This window comes from Rhodoferax sp. U2-2l (genome assembly GCF_020594515.1).
Taxonomy (GTDB): Bacteria; Pseudomonadota; Gammaproteobacteria; order Burkholderiales; family Burkholderiaceae_C; genus Rhodoferax.
In genome coordinates this window covers 1-21257 of record NZ_JAJCTH010000023.1, presented here as the reverse complement: position 1 = coordinate 21257, position 21257 = coordinate 1, and the positions used below count along the sequence as shown (strand labels likewise).

General features: G+C 61.8%; 21 protein-coding genes. 8 read left to right on the top strand and 13 right to left on the bottom strand.

The features are described from left to right. The first annotated feature begins 116 nt into the window (after nt 1–116). The 3 genes from LHU53_RS18265 to LHU53_RS18255 are packed head-to-tail and all read left to right on the top strand — an operon-like array spanning nt 117 to nt 2383. Nucleotides 117–887, top strand: coding sequence for a basic amino acid ABC transporter substrate-binding protein (locus LHU53_RS18265; protein ID WP_227334214.1), 771 nt, complete (start codon nt 117–119; stop codon nt 885–887). Nucleotides 888–906: 19 nt separating this feature from the next. Continuing rightward, nucleotides 907–1674: an amino acid ABC transporter permease gene (locus LHU53_RS18260; RefSeq protein WP_078366346.1), complete on the top strand. Its 768-nt coding sequence runs from the start codon at nt 907–909 to the stop codon at nt 1672–1674. Continuing rightward, entirely contained in the window at nt 1652–2383 is a 732-nt protein-coding gene (locus tag LHU53_RS18255; protein ID WP_255632103.1) for an amino acid ABC transporter ATP-binding protein, read from the top strand. Before LHU53_RS18260 ends, LHU53_RS18255 begins: the two co-directional genes overlap by 23 nt. A 25-nt stretch (nt 2384–2408) precedes the next feature. Here the strand turns inward: LHU53_RS18255 and LHU53_RS18250 are convergent, their stop codons facing one another. From LHU53_RS18250 to LHU53_RS18230, 5 genes are all read right to left on the bottom strand, one after another. Beyond that, nucleotides 2409–2846, bottom strand: a complete 438-nt coding sequence (locus tag LHU53_RS18250; RefSeq protein ID WP_227334213.1) for a universal stress protein — start codon at nt 2844–2846, stop codon at nt 2409–2411. Between the two features lie 46 nt (nt 2847–2892). After that, entirely contained in the window at nt 2893–4518 is a 1626-nt protein-coding gene (locus LHU53_RS18245; protein WP_227334212.1) for an NAD(P)-binding protein, read from the bottom strand. A 14-nt stretch (nt 4519–4532) separates the two neighbouring features. Beyond that, entirely contained in the window at nt 4533–5528 is a 996-nt protein-coding gene (locus LHU53_RS18240; protein WP_227334211.1) for a thiamine pyrophosphate-dependent enzyme, read from the bottom strand. 201 nt (nt 5529–5729) lie between these two features. Further along, nucleotides 5730–6983, bottom strand: a complete 1254-nt coding sequence (locus LHU53_RS18235) for a transketolase C-terminal domain-containing protein (RefSeq protein ID WP_227334210.1) — start codon at nt 6981–6983, stop codon at nt 5730–5732. Continuing rightward, on the bottom strand, nt 6976–7566 hold the full coding sequence (locus LHU53_RS18230; protein ID WP_227334209.1) for a 2-oxoacid:acceptor oxidoreductase family protein: 591 nt from the start codon (nt 7564–7566) through the stop codon (nt 6976–6978). The genes LHU53_RS18235 and LHU53_RS18230 overlap by 8 nt, the downstream gene beginning before the upstream one ends. A 221-nt stretch (nt 7567–7787) precedes the next feature. On the opposite strand from LHU53_RS18230, the gene LHU53_RS18225 reads away from it, so the two are divergent. Then, the gene (locus tag LHU53_RS18225; protein ID WP_227334208.1) at nt 7788–8294 is read left to right on the top strand and encodes a hemerythrin domain-containing protein; all 507 of its coding nucleotides are present in this window, start codon (nt 7788–7790) and stop codon (nt 8292–8294) included. Nucleotides 8295–8395: 101 nt separating this feature from the next. Continuing rightward, the gene (locus LHU53_RS18220; RefSeq protein ID WP_227334207.1) at nt 8396–8854 is read left to right on the top strand and encodes a RidA family protein; all 459 of its coding nucleotides are present in this window, start codon (nt 8396–8398) and stop codon (nt 8852–8854) included. Between the two features lie 3 nt (nt 8855–8857). Here the strand turns inward: LHU53_RS18220 and LHU53_RS19830 are convergent, their stop codons facing one another. The 6 genes from LHU53_RS19830 to LHU53_RS18185 form a co-directional block, all read right to left on the bottom strand. Then, on the bottom strand, nt 8858–10684 hold the full coding sequence (locus LHU53_RS19830) for a methyl-accepting chemotaxis protein (protein ID WP_304621941.1): 1827 nt from the start codon (nt 10682–10684) through the stop codon (nt 8858–8860). Nucleotides 10685–10779: 95 nt separating this feature from the next. Beyond that, nucleotides 10780–11256 (bottom strand): 2-amino-4-hydroxy-6-hydroxymethyldihydropteridine diphosphokinase, encoded by a 477-nt coding sequence (folK, locus tag LHU53_RS18205; protein ID WP_227334206.1) that lies wholly within the window; start codon nt 11254–11256, stop codon nt 10780–10782. Between the two features lie 30 nt (nt 11257–11286). Beyond that, nucleotides 11287–12900: a polynucleotide adenylyltransferase PcnB gene (gene pcnB, locus LHU53_RS18200; protein WP_227334205.1), complete on the bottom strand. Its 1614-nt coding sequence runs from the start codon at nt 12898–12900 to the stop codon at nt 11287–11289. A 160-nt stretch (nt 12901–13060) separates the two neighbouring features. After that, on the bottom strand, nt 13061–13717 hold the full coding sequence (locus LHU53_RS18195) for an HAD family phosphatase (protein WP_255632102.1): 657 nt from the start codon (nt 13715–13717) through the stop codon (nt 13061–13063). Between the two features lie 104 nt (nt 13718–13821). Then, a complete protein-coding gene (hda, locus tag LHU53_RS18190) occupies nt 13822–14511 on the bottom strand; it encodes a DnaA regulatory inactivator Hda (protein WP_227334240.1) in 690 nt (229 codons plus the stop codon). Then, entirely contained in the window at nt 14511–15596 is a 1086-nt protein-coding gene (locus LHU53_RS18185) for an AI-2E family transporter (protein WP_227334204.1), read from the bottom strand. The genes hda and LHU53_RS18185 overlap by 1 nt, the downstream gene beginning before the upstream one ends. A gap of 143 nt (nt 15597–15739) precedes the next feature. Here LHU53_RS18185 and purM point away from each other — a divergent pair, with 143 nt between their 5' ends. Together purM and LHU53_RS18175 are read left to right on the top strand one after the other, a co-directional pair. Further along, on the top strand, nt 15740–16786 hold the full coding sequence (gene purM, locus LHU53_RS18180) for a phosphoribosylformylglycinamidine cyclo-ligase (protein ID WP_227334203.1): 1047 nt from the start codon (nt 15740–15742) through the stop codon (nt 16784–16786). 377 nt (nt 16787–17163) lie between these two features. After that, entirely contained in the window at nt 17164–18162 is a 999-nt protein-coding gene (locus LHU53_RS18175) for an MliC family protein (protein ID WP_227334202.1), read from the top strand. Nucleotides 18163–18175: 13 nt separating this feature from the next. On the opposite strand, the gene LHU53_RS18170 is transcribed toward LHU53_RS18175, so the two are convergent. Together LHU53_RS18170 and murJ are read right to left on the bottom strand one after the other, a co-directional pair. Continuing rightward, a complete protein-coding gene (locus LHU53_RS18170) occupies nt 18176–19027 on the bottom strand; it encodes a SirB1 family protein (RefSeq protein WP_227334201.1) in 852 nt (283 codons plus the stop codon). 12 nt (nt 19028–19039) lie between these two features. After that, nucleotides 19040–20605: a murein biosynthesis integral membrane protein MurJ gene (gene murJ, locus LHU53_RS18165; RefSeq protein WP_227334200.1), complete on the bottom strand. Its 1566-nt coding sequence runs from the start codon at nt 20603–20605 to the stop codon at nt 19040–19042. A gap of 117 nt (nt 20606–20722) precedes the next feature. On the opposite strand from murJ, the gene rpsT reads away from it, so the two are divergent. Further along, the gene (gene rpsT, locus LHU53_RS18160; RefSeq protein WP_227334199.1) at nt 20723–21031 is read left to right on the top strand and encodes a 30S ribosomal protein S20; all 309 of its coding nucleotides are present in this window, start codon (nt 20723–20725) and stop codon (nt 21029–21031) included. The last annotated feature ends 226 nt before the right edge of the window (nt 21032–21257 follow it).

Sequence of the window (21257 nt, the reverse complement as noted above, 5' to 3'; positions counted from 1 at the left end):
GAGGGGTCTTCTCGGGCAGGGATCAGGTCACAGGCTCAGGGGCTTTTTGAACCTTGGTGCAAGGGCTCCCCGACGGCCCATTTTCTTTCGGTTCGTTTTATTCAAAGGATGAATTCATGGGTATCCAACGTATCGCCGGTCTGGCACTGACCGCATTGGCTTTCTGCGCACCGGGCCTGGGCCAGGCGCAAAACAAAGAGCTGGTGGTGGGCTCCAGCGCCACCTACCGGCCTTTTGCCTATGAAACCCCCACCAAGGAAATTGTGGGTTACGACATCGACATGATCAAAGCCGTGGCGCAAAAGGCCGGCCTGCAGATCAAGATCGTCAACACCCCCTGGACCGGCATTTTTGCTGCGCTCAACAACGGTGATGTGGACCTGGTGATCTCTGGCGTCACCATCAACGACAAACGCAAACAGTCTTACGACTTCACCGCCCCCTACTTTGAAGCGCGTCAGCTCATTGCTGTGCCCACCAGCAGCACCGCCAAAGGCCTGAAAGACCTGGCTGGCAAGAAGATTGGTGTGGTCACCGGCAGCACCGCGGATGACATGACCTCGCGCGAGTTTGGTAAGACCAACCCCGACATCCGCCGCTTTGAGAGCACCCCGGTGGTCATCGCCGAGTTGGCCAACAGCGGTCTGGACGCCGCCATGGGTGACAACGGTGTGATCGCCTTCCGCGTGCAAGAGCACAAGGGCCTCAAAACCGTGGCCGACGCCAGCTTCCCCAAGGAATATTTCGGCATTGTGGTGAAACAGGGCAACAAGGCATTACTCGATAAGCTCAACACCGGTCTGGCCGCTGTGAAGGCCGATGGCAGCTACGCCCAGATCTACAAGAAGTGGTTCCAGGCTGAAGCACCTGCGCTGCCCGCGCAATAAACACTGATCCTCGCGGTTTATGGATCAAGTTTTATGGTTCGGCTGGTTCCGCGCCGACATCATTGCGGAGTACGCCGAGCTGTTCTGGCATGGCCTGCAGATGACCGTGCTGGTCACGGTGATCTGCATCATCCAGGGCACGGCCCTGGGGCTGGCGATTGGGCTGGCGCGGGTGGCCGATGCGCGCCACGCGCCGCTGCGCCAGCTGTGCCGTTTTGCGCTGCGCTGGCCGTCCACGGTGTATGTGAGTTTCTTCCGTGGCACACCGCTGTTTGTGCAGATTCTGCTGATGCATTTTGCGGTGCTGCCGCTGTTCATCAACCCGGTGGACGGCATCCTGATCGACGGTGATCTGGCCAGAAACCTCAAGCAGAACTACGGTGCGTTTCTGTCCGGCGTGGCGGCTTTGACGCTCAATGCCGGTGCCTACATCTCCGAGATATTCCGCGCCGGTATCCAGTCGATCGACAAGGGCCAGGTGGAGGCCTCACGTTCGCTGGGCATGAGTTATGGCCGCACGATGTACCACGTGGTGCTGCCGCAGGCGTTTCGGCGCATGTTGCCGCCGCTGGGCAACAACGCCATCTCGCTGCTGAAAGATTCGTCGCTGATCTCGGCGATTGGCCTGGCCGAGCTGGCCTACGCCGCCCGCACGGTGGCGGGCGCCTACTCCCGCTACTGGGAGCCGTATCTGACGATTTCTTTGATGTATTGGGTGTTGACCCTGGGCCTGGCCTATGTGGTGAAGAGACTGGAGGCCCGTTATGGACGAGGTGATTCGCGTTAAATCTTTGAGCAAACAGTTTGGTGCGCTGCAGGTCTTGCGCGGCATCGACTGCAGCATTGCGGCGCAAGAGGTGGTGTGTGTGATCGGCCCCTCGGGCTCGGGGAAAAGCACGTTTTTGCGCTGCCTCAACGGCCTGGAAGACGCCAGCGGTGGTGAGGTCTGGGTGAATGGTGTGGCGGTGCACGAACCCAAAACCGATATTGACGCCCTGCGCTCCGACATCGGCATGGTGTTCCAGCGCTTCAACCTGTTTCCGCACAAAACGGTGTTACATAACATCACGCTGGCGCCGTCCAAGGTGCGTGGCTTGAGCGAGGCCGACGCCAAGGCCCGCGCGATGGCACTGCTGGACAAGGTGGGCCTGATCGACAAGATCGACGCCTACCCCAACCAGCTCTCGGGCGGCCAGCAGCAGCGTGTGGCGATTGCCCGGGCGCTGGCCATGCAGCCGCGCATCATGCTGTTTGACGAACCCACTTCAGCGCTCGACCCCGAGATGGTCGGCGAGGTGCTGGCGGTGATGCAGACCCTGGCCACCGAAGGCATGACCATGGTGGTGGTGACCCACGAGATGGGTTTTGCCCGTCAGATGGCGGACCGGGTGATCTTCATCGATGAGGGTGTGATCGTGGAGCAAGGCACACCGACCGAGCTGTTTGACCGGCCACAGGAAGAACGCACCCGGCGTTTCCTCAGCAAGGTGCTTTGAGCACCCTGAAAGACGTCGTGCCGACTCAGTCGCGCATCACCAGCACGGGCAGCTTGGTGTGTGACAAAACGGCTTGGGCCACGCTGCCCAGCACCAGTTTTTCCAGACCGCTGCGTCCGTGTGAACCCATCACGATCAGATCAGCCTGCAGTGAATCACCCGCTTCGACAATGCCGCGCCAGGCCGTGTGTGCCTCAATGATCGAGGTTTCCACTTTGACTCCGGCGGCCGCAAAACTGTCTTTGGCGGCGTGCACAGCGGCATTGGCTTCCGCGTTGGCGGCACTCAGATACTCGGCCTGACCGTAGGCGAAGTCAGTACCGACCCCGGTGAACGGGTAGGGGTCGATCACGTAAATGACGGTGACGGTGCTGTCGAAGGCCTTTGCCATCACGATCGCCTTGCCGACTGCTGCCTGCGATGTTTTTGAACCGTCAACGGGAACCAGAATGTGCTTGAACATGATGTACTCCTTATCAAAGCAACTTACTCGTGAATTTTGCGCCTGATCAGATGTCTTCAGGCACCATTTTGATGGCGCCACAGGGGCATTCCGACACACAAATGCCGCAACCCTTGCAATAGTCGTAATTGAACTCGAAGCCTTTGCCAGGCCCCAGTTTGATGACCGCGTTGTCCGGACACACGCCGTAGCAGTTGTCACATTCAAAACAGTTGCCGCAAGACAGGCAGCGCCGGGCTTCAAACAAGGCGTTGCTCTCATCCAGACCGCCCTGCACTTCCTCGAACGTGCTTTGGCGGCGGATGATGTCGAGCATCGGGCGCATGGTTTTGGGTGCGTCGCTGTAGTACCAGGTGTTGAGCTTGTCGAAGGTGGCCACGCTGTGTTTGGGCGCGGGCACATAGGCCTCGCCGCGCAACCAGGCGTCGATATTGCGCGCTGCCTTTTTGCCATGGCCGATGGCCACCGTCACGTTGCGCTCGGCGGGCACCATGTCGCCACCGGCAAAAATACCGGCATGCCCGGTCATCATCTGGGCATTGACCTGCACCACACCGTCTTGCACCACCAGGTCCGGCACGTTGTTGATCAGGGACAAATCCACGTCCTGACCCAATGCCAGCACCACCGAATCGGCCTCCAGCGTTTCAAACTCGCCGGTGGGCTGCGGAAAGCCCTTCTCGTCGAGTGCCATCTTTTCGACCATGATCGACGACTCACCGGCCTGTTTGATGGTGGACAACCACTTGATCAACACCCCTTCCTGCAGCGCCTCTTCCACCTCAAAGTCGTGCGCGGGCATTTTTTCGCGGTTGCGGCGGTAGACGATGATCGACTCGGTGGCACCGAGGCGCTTGGCGGTGCGCGCCACGTCAATGGCGGTGTTGCCACCGCCATAAACCACCACCTTGCGGCCCAGCAGCGGTTTGTCTTCACCTTCCATGGAGCGCAGCACCGACATCGCGTCCAGCACATGCGCCGAATCACCCGCCGGAATGAAGGCACGCTTGGCAATGTGGGCCCCCACGGCCAGAAACACCGCGTCAAAGCCAAAGTCCTGCTTGACCTGCAACACATCGGTGACCTTGGTGTTGTACTGGATGTCCACCCCCAGGTCCACAATGCGCTGCACTTCGTCGTCGAGCACCTGGCGCGGCAGGCGGTATTGCGGAATGCCAAAACGCATCATCCCGCCGGGCAGCGGTCCGGCCTCAAACACCGTCACCGCGTGACCCAGGCGCGCCAGGTGATAAGCCGCCGACAAGCCCGACGGCCCGGCACCGACCACCAGCACTTTTTTGCCGGTTGGCGCCGCAGGTGCGGCAAACTTCCAGCCCTGGGCGATCGCCTGGTCGCCCAAAAAGTGTTCGACCGAATTGATGCCAACCGCCGCATCGAGCTGGCCGCGGTTGCAGGCGCCTTCGCAGGTGTGGTAACAGACCCGGCCCATGATCGCCGGAAACGGGTTGTCTTCGACCAGCGTGCGCCAGGCCTGTTCGTAGTCACCGGATTCCGCGTGGAACAACCAGGCCTGGATGTTTTCACCCGCCGGGCACTGGTGGTTGCAAGGGGGCATGCGGCTCAGGTAAACCGGGCGCGAGGTGCGCCACGAGCCGGTGTGGTTGGCCAGCGAACTGCCGACATCGAGCGTGATGGCAAAAGGTTTTTGCATGGTCTTGTCCCCGACTAATTGGTTTCCAGCAGGCCAAAACGGCGGATGTTGCGGTCAGCCCGCCCCTGCAGCCGGGCCAGTGTGGCTACATCCGGATGTTTGCCAAACAAATGGGCAAAACGCTTTTGAGGCCGCAAATAGTCTTCCACCGGCACCTGACGGCGAATTTTGAGCACGCCGGTGACCTCGCCGCGTTCGGCCTCAAACACCGGGAACACCCCGCTTTCCACCGCCAGGCGTGACAGCTTGATGGTGTCGTGCGAGGCGGAGCCCCAGCCCAGCGGGCAGGGCACAAAGATGTGGATGTAGCGTGCACCGCGGATCGTCATCGCCTTGGTCACCTTGTATTCCAGGTCACGCAAATCCGCCACGGTGGCTGTGGCGACATAGGGAATCTCGTGCGCCATGGCAATTTGCGGCACATTTTTGCCCTGGCCAAACTCGTTGCCCGGATGTTCACCAACCGCCATGGTGGTGGCGGTGCGGGCGGCGGGCGGTGTGGCGCTGCTGCGCTGCACCCCGGTGTTCATGTAGGCCTCGTTGTCGTAGCAGATGTAGAGCACATCATCGTTGCGCTCAAACATGCCCGAGAGGCAGCCAAAACCGATGTCCGTGGTGCCGCCGTCGCCGCCCTGCGCCACCACCCGCACATCGCTGCGGCCCTTGGCTTTCATGGCGGCAGCAATGCCGGTGGCCACCGCCGCTGCGTTGCCAAACAAGGAGTGGATCCAAGGGATTTGCCACGAGGTTTCGGGGTACGGGGTGGAAAACACCTCCAGGCAGCCGGTGGCGTTCGCCGCGATCAACTGGCCGTTGGTGGCCGCCATGGCCGCATCGATGGCGTAGCGGGCACCCAGCGCCTCGCCGCAGCCCTGGCAGGCGCGGTGGCCGGAATTGAGCGAATTTTTCCGCTCCGAGCCGGCTTGCACGCTGCGCTGCTCCGGCGCCAGCAGGCGGTTGCCCACGGTGAAGGTGCCGGTCTGGTAAAACTTGACGGTTGACTGTTCCATCTGTGTCTCCTGATCAATTGGGGACAAAACGTGCGCCCGGTGGTCCGGGCTCACGGCCTGTCGCCTTGGTCTGTCACGCTACTAATATGTTGGGGACAGAGCAAGCTCACTGCGTGTAGCCTTGGTCTGTCCCGCAAGGTCTCAGTATGTTGAGGACAGATCAAGCTCATTGCGTGTAGCCTTGGTCTGTCCCGCAAACTCTTAGACTGCGCCTGAGGCCACGGTGCCCAGGTCGCGCAACACACCTTCAGCCACCGGGCCCGAGCGGCGGCTGGCTTTTTCGCGGTCCAGCACCCGGTTGACCACCGCCCAATCCAGGTCCAGAAAAGTGAGCAACTCCAACTTGTCCGACATGGCTTGCAGCAGCAGTTTGTTCATCGACTCTTTGGTGATGGGGCGCCCGCCCAGGCCAGCCACCACGGTGTAGACCGGTTGCGGACGGTTGCGCACCGCGCTGCGCACATCGCGTGAGACGATGCCACCAATACCCACGGCAAAACATTTCTCTACCACCACAATACGTTCGGCCATCACCGTGGCGTCGCGGATGGCAGAAATCGGAAACGGCCGGTACGAGGTGATGCCCAGCACACCCACCTTGTGGCCCTGCGCGCGCAGGTCGTCCACTGTGTCCTTGATGGTGCCCAGCACCGAGCCCAGCGCGATGACGATGGTGTCGGCATCCTCGGTTTTGTAGGTCTTGATCAGCCCGCCCGAATCGCGGTTAAAAATGGCCTTGAATTCATTGGCCACCTGCGGAATCAGATCCAGCGCCTGCATCTGTTTGGCGTGGGCCAGGTAACGCACCTCCGTGAACGCCTCGGGGCCGACCATGGCGCCAATCGTCACCGGGTCGCTGGGGTCCAGCACCTGGCGCGGCTCGTACGGTGGCAAAAATTGGTCCACCTGCGCCTGATCGGGCATGTCGACCCGCTCGTAGGCGTGGGTCAGGATGAAGCCGTCCATGCACACCATCACCGGCAGGGACAACTCTTCGGCAATGCGGAACGCCTGGATGTGCAAATCCAGCGCCTCCTGGTTGGTCTCGGCAAACAGTTGCAGCCAGCCCGCATCGCGCATGCTCATGCTGTCGGTGTGGTCGTTCCAGATGTTGATGGGCGCGCCAATCGCCCGGTTGGCCACCGTCATCACAATCGGCAGACCCAGGCCCGAGGCGTTGTACACCGCTTCCGCCATGAACAGCAGCCCCTGGCTGGCCGTGGCCGTGTAGGAGCGTGCCCCGGCAGCCGATGACCCAATGGCCACACTCAGGGCCGCAAACTCGGACTCGACGTTGATGAACTCGCACGGTGTGAGCGCGCCGGATTTGACCAGCTCACCCAGGCCTTCCACGATGTGCGTCTGGGGTGAAATCGGGTAGGCACAAATCACTTCAGGGCGGCTCAGCGCCACCGCCATCGCGACCGCATGGGAGCCTTCGCATTGTTCAAGCATGGTGGATCTCCTTGGCTTTTTCTTCCTGCGCCATGACGATGTCATAAGCTTCTTTGGCGGCCGCCTTGTTGCCTTTGGCCACGGCGCCTGAGAACTTCTGGTCGATCGCCCGGTGCACGGCATCCAGAGAAATCAGGCCGCCCAAAGCAGCGAACGCCCCCAGCAACGGCACGTTGGGCACCGGGCGGCCCACATGTTTCATGGCCAGTTCGCTGGCCGGCACAATCAGCTGGCGCTCCGGCAGAAAGCCCTTGGCAAACTCCTCCAGACCCATCTCGCTGAAGCTGCGTGTGGTGTTGATCAGGATGTAGCCGTCTTTCTTGAGGCCACTGAACACATCCACCTGGTGCAGCAGCGTCGGGTCCTGAATGATGATGGCGTCAGGCTGCATGATGGGCTCGCGTAGCCGGATTTCTTTGTCATCCATGCGGCAGAAGGCCACCACGGGCGCGCCGGTGCGCTCAGAACCAAAGCTGGGAAAGGCCTGCGCGTGTTTGCCACCCAAAAAAGCCGCGATGGACAACATCTCGGCACCTGTCACCACGCCCTGCCCGCCACGGCCATGGATACGAACCTGAAACATGAGTTGCTCCTCAATGTGCATGAAACCCAGCCGATGTTGGCGAAGCTCATTTTTTTGCTAACCGCAATGTAGATTCATAAAGCGGAAATAGTATTGATACAAATCAATAGCAGCTGACGCGCGACTTACGTCATCCAGAGTACTTGTTTTGTGACTTGCGTCAATGCGTACTTGACCCACTTGCCTATGCTCGCGGCTTTGCTTTTTTGAAAGGACACGTCATGGCGGTGTTGCAGTGGTCAGAGGCTTTCGCACTGGGGATGCCGGTGATGGATGACACCCATCTGGAATTTGTCAACCTGCTGGCCGAGGTGGTGAACGCCAGCGACACCCGACTGATGCCGCTTTGGCAGGATCTGATCGACCACACCGATGCGCACTTTGCCCGCGAGGACGGCTGGATGACAGCCACCGGTTTTAGCGCCGACAACTGCCACAGCAGCCAGCACCAGATCGTGCTCAAAGTGATGCGTGAAGGGCTGAAGCGGGGCCACGCCGGTGACCTGACCGTGGTGCGCCAAATGGCCGACGAACTGGGCGTCTGGTTTCCGCAGCACGCCAACGCCATGGATGCGGCGCTGGCGCTGCATTTGCGCAGCGTGGGCTACAACGAACAGACCGGCGAGATCCGGCTGCCCCAAGCCATACCGATGGAGGACATTGAGGGCTGCCACGGCACCAGCTACGCGCCTCACGATGCCCCGGACGCTAAACTCGCAGCGGCCTGAGCATCCCCTCTGGGCTCTCCCAAGCCGTCAAAATTTCCCGTTGAAAGCTGTCAGCCCTGGCACCCCAAGGGCTGCAGCCCCTGTTAACACAAAGGACCACCATGAGCATTTACACCAAACTCACCGAGCTGGGCATCACCCTGCCGCCCGTCGCCATCCCCGCCGCGGCTTATGTGCCGTTTGTGCAGACCGGCAACCTGGTGTTCCTGAGCGGCCACATTGCCAAAAAAGTCGGCAAGGCCTGGGTCGGCCAGCTGGGCAACAACATGACCACCGACGAAGCCAAGTTGGCCGCCCGCAGCATCGCCATTGATTTGCTGGGCACCTTGCACGCGGCGGTCGGCGACCTGAACCGGGTGACACGCATCGTCAAGGTGATGTCACTGGTCAATTCCAGCGCCGATTACACCGAGCAGCATCTGGTCACCAACGGTGCCAGTGAATTGATTGGCCAAGTGTTTGGCGCGGACAAGGGCGCCCACGCTCGCAGCGCCTTTGGTGTGGCGCAGCTCCCGCTGGGCGCCTGCGTCGAGATCGAGCTGATCGCCGAAGTCGCTTAAAACTTAAAACGTTTCCCAGTCCGACTCTGCCGCCGGGGCGGCCACCGCCTTCGGCGGTGCGGTTTTCAACGCCACGCCGGGCTTGACCGACACCGGTTTGGTCAAGGTGGGTGGCGTGCCCACAGGTCGGCTGGCAGGCGCCGCCAGCTTTTTGGCAGGCGAGCCGCTGGCCAGCGCCGCCTGGGCCTGAGGCTTGGCCAGCGCGGTCGGACGTTTGTAAACCAACGCCTGCGGGCGCGGCGTGATGTCCCGCGTGGGGTGTTGCGGCAGGGCTGCCAAGGCACGCCCATCGGTCTTGAAAACGGCCACCGCACGCGCCAGTTGGTCGGCCTGGTCGCGCAGGCTCTCTGCTGCCGCGGCGCTTTGCTCCACCAGGGCGGCGTTTTGCTGGGTCATCTGGTCCAGGCCACCAATGGCCTGGTTGATACCGGAAATCTGGGTGCTTTGCTCACCCGAGGCGGCGGTAATTTCACCAATCACGTCAGCCACCTTGCGCACCGACTGCACGATGTCATTCATGGTGGCACCCGCGTCAGACACCAGTTGTGTGCCCGAGGCGACCTTGTCCACCGAGGTGTTGATGAGAGTTTTGATCTCTTTGGCGGCCTCGGCGCTGCGCTGCGCCAGGCTGCGCACCTCGGAGGCGACCACGGCAAAACCCCGGCCCTGCTCACCGGCGCGGGCCGCTTCCACCGCCGCATTGAGCGCCAGAATGTTGGTCTGGAACGCAATGCCGTCAATCACGCCAATGATGTCAGCAATCTTGCGGCTGCTGGTGTTGATGTCTTCCATGGTGCTGACCACCTGGCGCACCACCGCGCCACCGCGTTCCGCCACGCTGGAGGCATTGGCGGCCAGCGTGCTGGCCTGGCGGGCGTTGTCGGCGCTGATCTGCACGGTCTGTGTCAGGTGGTCCATGCTGGAAGCGGTGGACTGGAGGTTGCCGGACGTTTGTTCGGTGCGCTGGGCCAGGTCGTTGTTGCCCTGGGCTATCTCGGCACTGGCAGTGGCGATGCTGTCGGTACTATGGCGCACCTGGTTGACCATGGTGCCCAGCGAGACGTTCATGCTGGAGAGCGACTTCATCAGGTCACCAAACTCGTCCCCACGCGAGGTGTCGATGGTCATGCTCAGATCACCCTGGGCGATTTTGGCGGCCAGCTCGTTGGCGACCACCAGCGGCTGGCGAATGGCGCGGATCAGCCAGGCAGCGCCAGCCACAATCAGCAGCAACAACAGCAGCATCAGGCCACTGGCCAAGAGGATCAGGTTCTTGGCATGTTCGGCGTAGCTGGCGCGGGCGGTCTCAAAGTTTTTTTCCTGCAACGCCACAAAATCGCGCTGCGACTTCTGGTACGCGTCCATGGCGGGCTGAAACACCGTGGCGATGGTGGCAGCGGACTCCTCCAGCAGGCCTTCACCGCGCTGCTTCATCGCGGCAGCGCGTGCCTCGAGCATGACTTTGCGGTTGGCGGCAATGGTTTTGAGCTGCTCGCGGTCGGCAGCACCCAGGTCTTCGGCCTCGATGGCTTGCTGGATCTTGCTGATCTGGGCCGAGGTGTCAGCCATCAAGCCTTTCAATCCGGCTTCCAGCGCCGGGTCGCCGCTGAACATCAGTGCCTGGGTGCGTGCCGCGTTGGTTTGGGACAGCGCGGCCCAACCCATGGCTGCCTTGACACGGGCGCTGAGCTTGTCCAGTACGGCGGTGCTCTCGGCACGGTCAGCAGCAGATTGCACGGCGGTGTAACCCACCACCAGAGAGATTCCCAGCACAATCAAACCCGTGGCCAGCCACAATTTGGAGGCCAGACGTAAGTTTTGCAAATTCATAGATGTCTCCAGACGACAGGCAGATGCCCTGATTTTTTGCCAGCGCACAATAGTAACGCGCACACGGCCTGTCCCCTAAGCCACAGCGCGTGAAATTAAACCCGTTGGATTGCCTGGTCGGCCACCGCCGCCAACTGCCCAGCCGTCACCGCGCCCGGGGCGATTTCAGCCAGCGGCACCAGCACAAAGGCACGCTGGAGCATGCGCGGATGCGGAATTTGCAGATCAGGGCGCATCACCACCTCATCGCCATACAGCACGATATCCAGGTCCAGTGTGCGCGGCGCGTTGATGTAGGGACGCAGGCGCCCGTGCGCGTTTTCCAGTTGCTGGAGCTGCGTCAGCAGGTCGGCGGCGCTCAGGGTGGTGTGCAGCGCGACCACAGCGTTGAAAAAATCAGGACCACTGGCCTCGAACGGCGCCGTTTGGTACAGGCTGGAGGCGCGCAGCACACGTGTGCCAGGCAGCTGGTTCAAGGCCGCGATGGCGTTGACAACGGTGGTGCGTGCATCCCCCAGATTGGCGCCCAGCGCCACATAGGCCAACACCGCGGAACCGGTGGGGTCAGGCATGCGACACCTCACCGTGCTCAGCGCCGCGCATCACGTCGGGGTCCCGCCGCCCTCGCCTGTCCCCGCGCCACCCGCAGCGCCTTCACCAGCAGCGCGGCCAGGGCTACGGCGCCTGCGGCGGCGCTTCTTGGGCGCATCGGAGGCATCTGCCACCGGCTCGCCATGCGGTGTGGCCGCAGTGTGGCCGGCAACATCTTGCGCCGGGGCGGCAGCATCCAGCGCACCGGGTGCAGGCAGCCGGTGCACACGCGGTGTGCGTGCCACTTTGGCGCGCTGTTGCTGCTCCAGTCTGACCGCATCGACCATGTCGTTGCGCAGGTTGTCATCGGCAACGCTGAATTCTTGCCACCAGTCGGACAACACCTCGTCAAGCTCGCCGTTTTCAGCACGCAAACGCATGAAGTCAAAAGCAGCCCGGAAACGCGGCTGCTCCACCAGGCCAAACGCGGCGCTGCCGGTGCGTTTCTCAAAACGGGGCTGCATGGTCCAGATGTCGCGCATGTCACCACCAAGCTTGCCACGGCCCGACACATCTCCGATGCGGGTGTTGAACACATCGTCAATCGCGTCCATCAGCGCCGGGTGGGAGTGCTGGCGGGCGTTCAGGCGCTTGGCCCAGCCGTCCCGCACATCAGCCCACAACACACAGGCCAGCAAAAAGCTCGGCGCCACCGGTTTACCTTCACCCACGCGGCGGTCGGTGTCCAGCAAGGCAGCTTTGACAAACGGCTGCTCGGCACGCTCCACCACCACGTCAAGCAGCGGATAAATGCCGCGCGCCAGGCCGAGTTCCTTGAGTTTCTCAATCGACGCCAGCGCATGGCCGGTTTGCAACAGCTTGAGCATTTCGTCAAACATGCGGCTTTGCGGCACTTCCAGCAGCAGCGACTGGCTCTTGACCAGGGGTGCGGCGGTTTTGGGCTCGAGTTTGAAGCCCAGGCCATGCAATTTGGCGCCAAAACGCACGGCGCGGATGATGCGCACCGGGTCTTCGCGGTAACGCGTGGCGGCGTCGCCAATCATGCGGATCACGCGCGCTTTGGCGTCTTTCATGCCGTGGTGGTAGTCGACCACGATCTGGGTCTCGGGGTCGTAATACATGGCGTTGATGGTGAAGTCACGTCGCGCCGCGTCTTCGTCCTGCGGGCCCCAAACGTTGTCGCGCAGCACACGGCCTGTAGAGTCCACCGCGTGTTTCATGCCAGCCAGGTCACTCTTGCTGGTTTTTTCGTTGCCCGCCACCTGCTCGGCGGCGGCGTTGTCCAGGTAAGCGCGAAAGGTCGAGACCTCGATCACCTCATGTTCACGTCCGCGCCCGTACACCACGTGCACGATGCGAAAACGCCGCCCGATGATGAAAGCACGGCGAAACAGGTTTTTGACCTGTTCCGGTGTGGCGTTGGTGGCCACGTCAAAGTCCTTGGGCGCCAGGCCCAGCATCAGGTCGCGCACCGCGCCACCCACGATGTAGGCCTCAAAACCCGCGGCCTTGAGGGTGCGCACCACGTTGTTGGCGCGTTCGTCCACCAACTCGGGGTTGATGCCATGCACGTCAGGGCCAATTTCGGCACGTTTGCCAAATGGGTTCTTGGCTGTGGCGGGGGCGGATTTGCCCAGCAGTTTGTCGATGAATCTTTTGATCATGGGTGTGGGTGGTTTGTCAAAACGCACAGGCCTGAGGAGCGGGATGTCATGCCGGACCTGATCCGGCATCCATGATGGGGGACATGGATTGCGGATCAGGTCCGCCATGACCAACAACTTCAAGCATGTGTTATAGGCCTGCTATTTTTGTGAATCGGCGCTATGGAAAAAGCTCAAGTATGCGCCAGCCGCGATCCAGTGCAATGGCGCGCAGTCGGTCGTCGGGGTTGGTGGCCACCGGGTGGGTCACGCGCTCCAAGAGTGGCAGGTCGTTGATCGAGTCGGAATAAAAGGTGCTCTCGACATCGTCCCAGCCCAGCTGGCGGCGGGCCAGCCATTCCTGCACCCGCACCACCTTGCCTTCGCGAAACGAGGGTGTGCCGTCAATTTCGCCGGTAAACCAGCCGCTGGCCGGGTCACGCGCGAGCCGGATGGCGATCAGCTCCGGCACACCAAACGCGGCGGCAATCGGGCGGGTGACAAACTCGTTGGTGGCGGTGACGATGATCACCTCGTCCCCCGCCGCCTGATGGTCTTGTACCAATTTTTTGGCATGGGGATGGATGGCGTTTTGCACCACAGACCGCATGAAATCAGCATGGGCAGCTTCTGATTTGGCAGCACCTTGCTGGCGGATGGCGCGCGTGGCAAAGCGCATGTAGTCATGGATGTCGAGCGTGCCCGCCTTGTATTGCTGGTAATAGGCGTCGTTTTGCCGGGCAAAGTCAGCCGCATCGTTCCAGCCCAGGGAGGTGGTGAACACGCCCCACTGGTGGTCGGAATCGACGGGGATCAGGGTGTGATCCAGGTCAAACAAAGTGAGCCTTTTGACCCCGCTGCTTGCCACTGTGTGTGCCGCGCGGCCCCCCAAGGGGCCTCTCGCGCCTGAAGGCGACCCGGCGGCGCTCGTTTTCTTTGACATCATGCGTTATCCATCATGGTTTTGATCAGCGGAATGGTGATGGCGCGCTGGGTTTGCAGGGCGTAGCCGTCCATCAGGTCGAGCAGTTCCATCAGTGAGCCCAAGTCGCGGCTGAAACGTGTCAGCATGAAGTCCATCACCTCATCACTCAACGCAATGCCGCGGGTCTGGGCGCTGGCGCGCAGCACCTCACGGCGCTGGGTGTCGTCCAGCGTTTGCAGCGCAAACACATGGCCCCAGCCAAGCCGGGTGCGCAGGTCGTCGCGCAATTTCAAGTCAGCCGGGGGCAAACTGCCGGCGGCCAGCACGGCAATTTGCTGCGTCTGGGCGTTGACAAACCAGTTGAAGGCCGCCTGCTGCTGCGCCACATCAAACGCATGGACATCGTCCATCAACACGGCCGCCCAGGTGGCGTCAAACTCGTCAGCGACAGACGTCGTCGCGTCAAGCCAGCCGACCCGCTGGCCCTGGCCCTGCAACGCGCTGCTGACGGCGCGCAGCAGGTGAGATTTGCCACAGCCGCCAGGGCCCCACAGGTAGGTGGGCACGGGCGAGCGTGCTGTGCCCGCCTTGCCCGGCTGGCCCAGCCACAGCTGCAGGTGATCCAGCGCCGCGGCGTTGGGGCCAACGCAAAAATTACTCAGGCTCGGGCCCTTGGCCAGGCCCATATCCAGCACCAGTTGTTTCATCATGATTCGCGGTACAAGGCGCTGTTCATATACGTGTCGCGCGCGCGGCGGATGGCTACCAGCAGCACCGCGCTGACCGGCAGCGCGATCAGCACGCCGACAAAGCCGAACGAGTGCCCAAACGCCAGCAGCGCAAAAATCACCGCCAGCGGGTGCAGGCCAATGCGCTCACCCACCAGCCGTGGGGTCAGGAAAAAACTCTCCACCAACTGGCCCAGCCCGTACACCACAGCCACCATCACCAGCACACTGACATGGCCGCTTTGCGCCGAAAACTCCAGAAAACCCGCCAACAGCGCCAAAATCAACCCCAAGCCAAACCCGACATAGGGAATGGCAATCGCCAACCCGGTAAACACCCCAATGGGCAGCGCCAGGTCCAGCCCGAACAGCGCCAGACCCACGCTGTAGTACACCGCCAGCACCAGCATCACCAGCAGCTGCCCACGAAAATATTGGCCCAGCACGCCGTCGGCCTCGTCAGTGAAGTTGCTGACCACGCCGCGCGTGCCGGGCGGCACCAGCGCCAACAGCATGCTGATGAAGCGGCGCCAGTCCATCAAAAAGTAGAACAGCGCCACCGGAATCAACACCCCGTTGCCCAAAATGGAGAGCGCCACACTGCCGCCCAGCTTGGCCGAAGCCAACAACTGGCCCACGCTGTCTTCCAGATTGGCGCTCAGGTGTTCCATCAAAAACGCGCGGATACCGGCCACATCCAGCGACACCTGCAAGCCCAACGCCGCCAGTTTGGGGGCCAAAAAAATGTTGAGCTGGTCCAAGAGCGGCGGCACCTGCTCGCGCAGTTGCGGCAGTTGTTTGACCAAAATCGGCACGATCAGCAGGGCAATCGACAACAACATCGCCAGAAAGACCAGCTCCACCAGCACCACCGCCACCACACGCGGCAGGCGGCCTTGGCCCAGGTCATCCAGCCAGTCCACCACCGGGGTCAGCGCATAGGCCAGGATCGCCGCCACCACAAAGGGGGTGAGCACCGGGGCCAGCAACCACAGCAGCAGCACCCCGCCGATCAACAGCGCGGCCCAGGCCAAGGCTTTTTTCTGAGGGGAGGTGAATTGCATCAAATGAGTGAAAAATCGGCGAGGGGCCGTACCCTTAAAATCAGGCCAAATTCTATCGGGCTCGGCTCAGCTGGCCGACCCACCCTCAAGTTAACCGATCACCCCCGGCATTTGGCCTGACTGAACTACCCCGTGACCACCCCATGACCACTTCAAACACCCCCACCACCGCCCTCTCCTACAAAGACGCAGGCGTCGACATTGACGCTGGCGACGCGCTGGTGGAGCGCATCAAACCCCTGGCCAAAAAAACCATGCGCGAAGGTGTGCTGGCCGGTATTGGCGGCTTTGGCGCGCTGTTTGAAGTGCCCAAGCGTTACAAGGAGCCGGTGCTGGTGAGTGGCACCGACGGCGTCGGCACCAAACTCAAGCTGGCGTTCGAATGGAACATGCACGACACCGTGGGCATCGACCTGGTGGCCATGAGCGTCAACGACGTGCTGGTGCAAGGCGCCGAGCCGCTGTTTTTCCTGGACTACTTTGCCTGCGGCAAGCTCGACGTGGACACCGCCGCCGCGGTGGTCGGTGGTATTGCCAAGGGCTGCGAGTTGTCCGGCTGCGCGCTGATTGGCGGCGAAACCGCTGAAATGCCCGGCATGTACCCCGCTGGCGAATACGATTTGGCCGGTTTTGCCGTCGGTGCCGTTGAAAAATCCAAAATTTTGACCGGCGCTGATGTGAAACCTGGTGACGTGGTGCTGGGCCTGGCGTCCAGCGGCGTGCATTCCAACGGCTTCAGTCTGGTGCGCAAATGTATCGAACGCGCAGGCAGCAACGCCCCGGCCACGCTGGACGGCAAACCTTTCAAACAAGCGCTGATGGAACCCACCCGCCTGTACGTCAAAAACGTGCTGGCCGCCCTGGCCGCGCACCCGATCAAGGCCCTGGCCCACATCACCGGTGGCGGTCTGCTGGAGAACATCCCCCGTGTGTTGCCCGAAGGCACCGCCGCGCACCTGACAAAAGGCAGCTGGCCACAGACCGAACTGTTTGCCTGGCTGCAAAAAACCGCCGGTATCGACGACATCGAGATGAACCGCACCTTCAACAACGGCATCGGCATGGTGGTGGTGATGGACGCGGCTGAAGCCCCCGCGTGTGCCGCCACCCTGCGCGCGGCGGGTGAAACGGTGTATGAGATTGGGGTGATCGCGCCGATGGGAGATGGCGCTGCGGTGGTGGTTGGCTAAGTTTGCTGGCTTGCCAAAGTTCGACTTGGCAGGCTCTTAACGCCAGTTAGTCGATAACTTTTGGCAATCTATCGATACAGGCAAGAGGCAAAAAACTCTGGTAACTTTGATCTGCCGCCAGGCAGGCGATGGGGTTGCCGTTCTCCGGCTTGCTCGCGGTTGAGGGATTGGGTTTTCCCGATTGCCATGTTTCGCTGACAGCCTTGGCTTGCCAGCCGTCACGCCACGCGAATGGCGCCTGCGCCCGGCAACCCCACCACCCGCCTTCAACGGTTCCAACGATGGACGACAGTTCAACAGGCTCATCAAACCGCCGATATGCACAATAACAAGCCTTCCGTGTTGACAGACACATACCTCTTCATCAAGGTTTTGACATGAACAAAGGCTTGCTCCTGAGATGTTCCGCGTATGTGGTGCTGTGTCTGGGCACCAGCGCCCACGCAGCCAGCCCCGGATTGGACTGCACCAAATCGCAAACCTCAAGTGCTGAGGCCGTCATTTGCGCCGACGCCGACCTGCTCACGCTGGACCACCAGATGACGCAGGTGTATGCGGCGGCCTTGAAAAAGGCGCGTGACGAGCGCCCGCCAGTGCTCAAAGCCGAGCAGCGCGGCTGGATCAAGGGCCGCAACGACTGCTGGAAAAGCACCGACCAGCGTCAATGCATGGCAGATAGCTACCGCGTCCGCATTGCCGAATTGCAGGCGCGTTACCGCTTGCTGGCGCCCACCGCCACGGTGCGTTACACCTGCAACGGCAACCCGGCCAACGAGGTGCTGGCGACCTATTTCAAGACCCACCCCGCCACGCTGATCGCCGAACGGGGTGATGCGGTGTCGTTCATGGTTCAGCAAATCAGTGCCAGCGGCGCGCGCTACCAGGGGCGCAATGAATCGCTGTGGGAGCATCAGGGCGAGGCCACCATCGTTTGGGGGTACGGCGCGCCCGAGATGCGCTGCCAACCCGTCTCCGCGCCCGCCCAGGCCGCAGAGCCAGCGCCGTTGCCACCCGCGTTGGCTGGCACACGCTGGCAGCTGCTGGCTTTTCAGTCAATGGACGATGCACAAGGCACCACGCGGGTGACCGAGCCCGCGCACTACACAGTCACGCTGGGCGCCGATGGCCGAGCAGCGTTCCGGCTGGACTGCAACCGGGGTGCGGGCAGCTGGCAGGCAGAAGCGGGTAGCGATAGTTCAGGCGCTTTGCGTTTTGGCCAGATCGCCATGACCCGCGCCCTGTGCGCGCCGGGTTCGCTGGACGCTAAGTTGGCACGGGACTTGGGATTTGTGCGCTCTTTTGTGCTGAAAGACGGCCACCTGTTCATGGCCTTGATGGCCGACGGTAGCATTTACGAGTGGGAGCCGTTGCGCTGAGGCAACCGATGCGTTAGTGCGTGGCGCGGCGCAGTTCTGCCGCGCGGGCGGCAATGGCCGGGCGGTCGTTGGTGACGCCGGCGTTGGCCAGGTAGGTTTCCAGATCTTCCAGCGCGTGGCCGGGGTGACCCGCCTCGGCATGCGCCAAGCCTCGGTCACGGTACTCCGCCCAGGCCTGCGGCAGCAGCACAATCAGGCGGTCTTGCACAGCGATCAGCCGGTGCCAGTCCTCCTGCGCGACATGGATTTCTTTCAGGTTATGCAACATGCGGGCAATGATGTCGCGCGGCTTGGCCGCCTGCAGGTACAGACCCAGCGGTACCTCTTGCTCATCCACCAGGCTGGCCAGGTTGCGGTAGGGCTCCAGACGCGCGGCAAGCTCCTCACGGCTGAGTGACTGACCGGTGAGTGGGTCGATCACCACCTGACCTTCACTCAAATTGACCTTGACCAGAAAGTGCCCTGGAAACGAGACGCCGCGGGCTTTGAGGCCAATGCCTTGCGCCAGCTCCAGCCAGATCACCGCCATCGAAATCGGAATGGCCAGGCGCGTGCGCAGCACCACGTGCACATAGCTGTTGTCGGGATCGGAGAAGTTGTTGAAGTTGCCGGCAAAGTTCAGGTCCCGGTAGACAAACTGGTTCAACGATCGCAGCTTTTGCAGCGGCCCGACATCCACCGGAAAGCGCCGCCGCAAACGCGCCAGCAATTGGTCCACCTCGCCCAGCACCTGCTGCACGCTGATGTCGGGGTACTCGTCCTGCGCCAGGCTCACGGCAGCTTCCAGCAAGGCAAACTCAGCGTCGGTGTGCACCAACGAGGCGAAATACTCCAGCGGCGTGGGAACGTTCAAGGAAAGATTCATGGGGGCCATTGTCTACCGGCGCAGAAGTTGGCGCAATTGCAAACCCGCCACGCTGACAGCTCCCAAATAAATAGTTACCGAACCCAGCAAAATAAGAGCCAGAAGCCAAATCCTCTTGAAACTCTCAGCACGCAGGGCAGTCCAGTTCCAGTGGCCATTGGCCCACATCAGGAAAACGGCCAGCAAAACACAGCCCGCCAGCACCTGCATCAGGAACACGCCCCAGCCTGGCTCGGGCTTGTAGCTGCCCCGTTTGATCAGCCCCACCAACAGCCACAGGGCATTCACCATGGCCCCGATGCCGATCGACAAGGTGAGCGCCGCATGCGCAAAGATCGGCACCAGAAAGATGTTGAGCAACTGGGTGAACACCAGCACGCCGATGGCGATGCGCACCGGGGTTTTGGTGTCCTGGCTGGCGTAGTAGCCCGGCGCCAGCACCTTGATGGCCACAATGCCGATCAGGCCCACGCCCCAGCCCATCAGCGCATAGGTGACCTGCTGCACGTCAAAGTCGGTCATGGCGCCATAGTGGTACAGCACTGCCACCAACGGTGTGGGGAACACCAGTAACGCCACCGCGCACGGAATGGCCAGCAGCGCCACCAGGCGCAGTCCCCAATCCAGCATGCCCGAATATTTGGCGGCGTCACCACTGGCGCGGGCGCTGGCCAGCTGCGGCATCAGCACCACCCCCATGGCCACACCCAGCATGGCAGTGGGGAACTCCATCAGCCGGTCGGCATAGGTGATCCAGCTCACGCTGCCGGGGCGCAGGTGCGAGGCGATCTGGGTGTTGATCAGCATCGAGATGTGCGCCACGCTCACCCCCAGCAGCGCCGGGCCCATCAGACGCAGGATGTTTTTGGTCTCGGCACAGGCCCACGCCTCACGCAACGCGGACCAGCGCCAGCTCATGCGCGGCTGCAGATTCAGCCGCTTTAACGCCAGCCACTGCACACCCAGCTGCGCCGCGCCGCCCAGCAGCACACCACCGGCCAGCGCGTAGATCGGCTCGATGCCCAGCGTTTTGAACCACGGCGCCCCCAGCCAGGCGGCGGCGATCATGCAGACATTGAGCAGCACCGGTGTGGCCGCAGGCACGGCAAATCGCTTCCAGGTATTGAGCACACCGGCGCCCAGCGCGACCAGCGACATGAAGGCGATGTAGGGAAACATCCAGCGCGTCATCACCACCGCCACCTCATAACCGCTCGGGTCCTGCTTCAAGCCGCTGGCCATGATCCACACCAGCCCACCCGCGCCCAGTACACCCAAAATGCTCAAAACCAGCAGCGCCCAGGCCAGCACGGTGGCCACACGGTCAATCACCAGGCGCGTGGCGTCGTCGCCCTGCTGCGCTTTGGAGGCGGCCAGCACCGGCACAAACGCCTGGCTGAAAGCGCCCTCGCCAAAAAAACGCCGGAACAGATTGGGGATGCGAAACGCCACGTTAAAGGCGTCGGTCATGGCGGAGGCGCCAAAGGTGGACGCCATCAGCAGCTCACGCACCAGCCCGGTGATGCGCGAAAGCAGTGTCAGCAGCGAAACGATAGAGGCGGATTTGAAGAGACTCACACCGCAAAGTGTAGCCGTGCGCCCTGCTTGGGTCGGGCTGGGCGGCTTGCGCCAGCGTGACACTGCTAGAATCGCAGGCTTTGCTGACAACATCCACAGACTCAAGGAACATCCATCATGGCATCTACAAAACCCAAAAAGAAAAACCCGCGCCTGGCATCGGGCCGTAAACGCGTCCGTCAGGACATCAAAATCAACGCTGCGAACACCTCGCTGCGTTCCCAATATCGCACCGCCGTCAAGAACGTTGAAAAAGCCGTTCTGACAGGCGACAAGGCCAAAGCAACCGAGTTGTTTGGCAAGATGCAAGCCGTGGTCGACACCGTGGCTGACAAGGGCATCTTCCACAAGAACAAGGCTGCACGCGACAAGAGCCGTCTGTCTGCCAAGGTGAAAGCCCTGGCTGCAGCCGCAGTCGCCGCCTAGTATTTAGGCAAATCGCACGGGGGGAAACCCCGCCGTTTGTAACGGGTGCGCTGTCAGCAAAAGCAAAAAAGCCGTCTCAGGACGGCTTTTTTGCGTCTGGTGACCCGTCCTGCCAGAAGTTGACACATTTGCCGTCAAGAAAGGGCAGGTGTGATGGATACAGGAGTGAAGCGCACACAGCGCGACTACACGTTGGCTTTTAAGCTGTCGGTGGTGGAGCAAGTGG

Excerpts from the sequence above, each read along its gene's own strand:
- LHU53_RS18265 (WP_227334214.1), top strand. The coding sequence starts at position 117 with ATGGGTATCCAACGTATCGCCGGTCTGGCACTGACCGCATTGGCTTTC.
- LHU53_RS18260 (WP_078366346.1), top strand. The coding sequence starts at position 907 with ATGGATCAAGTTTTATGGTTCGGCTGGTTCCGCGCCGACATCATTGCG.
- LHU53_RS18255 (WP_255632103.1), top strand. The coding sequence starts at position 1,652 with ATGGACGAGGTGATTCGCGTTAAATCTTTGAGCAAACAGTTTGGTGCG.
- LHU53_RS18250 (WP_227334213.1), bottom strand. The coding sequence starts at position 2,846 with ATGTTCAAGCACATTCTGGTTCCCGTTGACGGTTCAAAAACATCGCAG.
- LHU53_RS18245 (WP_227334212.1), bottom strand. The coding sequence starts at position 4,518 with ATGCAAAAACCTTTTGCCATCACGCTCGATGTCGGCAGTTCGCTGGCC.
- LHU53_RS18240 (WP_227334211.1), bottom strand. The coding sequence starts at position 5,528 with ATGGAACAGTCAACCGTCAAGTTTTACCAGACCGGCACCTTCACCGTG.
- LHU53_RS18235 (WP_227334210.1), bottom strand. The coding sequence starts at position 6,983 with ATGCTTGAACAATGCGAAGGCTCCCATGCGGTCGCGATGGCGGTGGCG.
- LHU53_RS18230 (WP_227334209.1), bottom strand. The coding sequence starts at position 7,566 with ATGTTTCAGGTTCGTATCCATGGCCGTGGCGGGCAGGGCGTGGTGACA.
- LHU53_RS18225 (WP_227334208.1), top strand. The coding sequence starts at position 7,788 with ATGGCGGTGTTGCAGTGGTCAGAGGCTTTCGCACTGGGGATGCCGGTG.
- LHU53_RS18220 (WP_227334207.1), top strand. The coding sequence starts at position 8,396 with ATGAGCATTTACACCAAACTCACCGAGCTGGGCATCACCCTGCCGCCC.
- LHU53_RS19830 (WP_304621941.1), bottom strand. The coding sequence starts at position 10,684 with ATGAATTTGCAAAACTTACGTCTGGCCTCCAAATTGTGGCTGGCCACG.
- folK (WP_227334206.1), bottom strand. The coding sequence starts at position 11,256 with ATGCCTGACCCCACCGGTTCCGCGGTGTTGGCCTATGTGGCGCTGGGC.
- pcnB (WP_227334205.1), bottom strand. The coding sequence starts at position 12,900 with ATGATCAAAAGATTCATCGACAAACTGCTGGGCAAATCCGCCCCCGCC.
- hda (WP_227334240.1), bottom strand. The coding sequence starts at position 14,511 with ATGAAACAACTGGTGCTGGATATGGGCCTGGCCAAGGGCCCGAGCCTG.
- LHU53_RS18185 (WP_227334204.1), bottom strand. The coding sequence starts at position 15,596 with ATGCAATTCACCTCCCCTCAGAAAAAAGCCTTGGCCTGGGCCGCGCTG.
- purM (WP_227334203.1), top strand. The coding sequence starts at position 15,740 with ATGACCACTTCAAACACCCCCACCACCGCCCTCTCCTACAAAGACGCA.
- LHU53_RS18175 (WP_227334202.1), top strand. The coding sequence starts at position 17,164 with ATGAACAAAGGCTTGCTCCTGAGATGTTCCGCGTATGTGGTGCTGTGT.
- LHU53_RS18170 (WP_227334201.1), bottom strand. The coding sequence starts at position 19,027 with ATGAATCTTTCCTTGAACGTTCCCACGCCGCTGGAGTATTTCGCCTCG.
- rpsT (WP_227334199.1), top strand. The coding sequence starts at position 20,723 with ATGGCATCTACAAAACCCAAAAAGAAAAACCCGCGCCTGGCATCGGGC.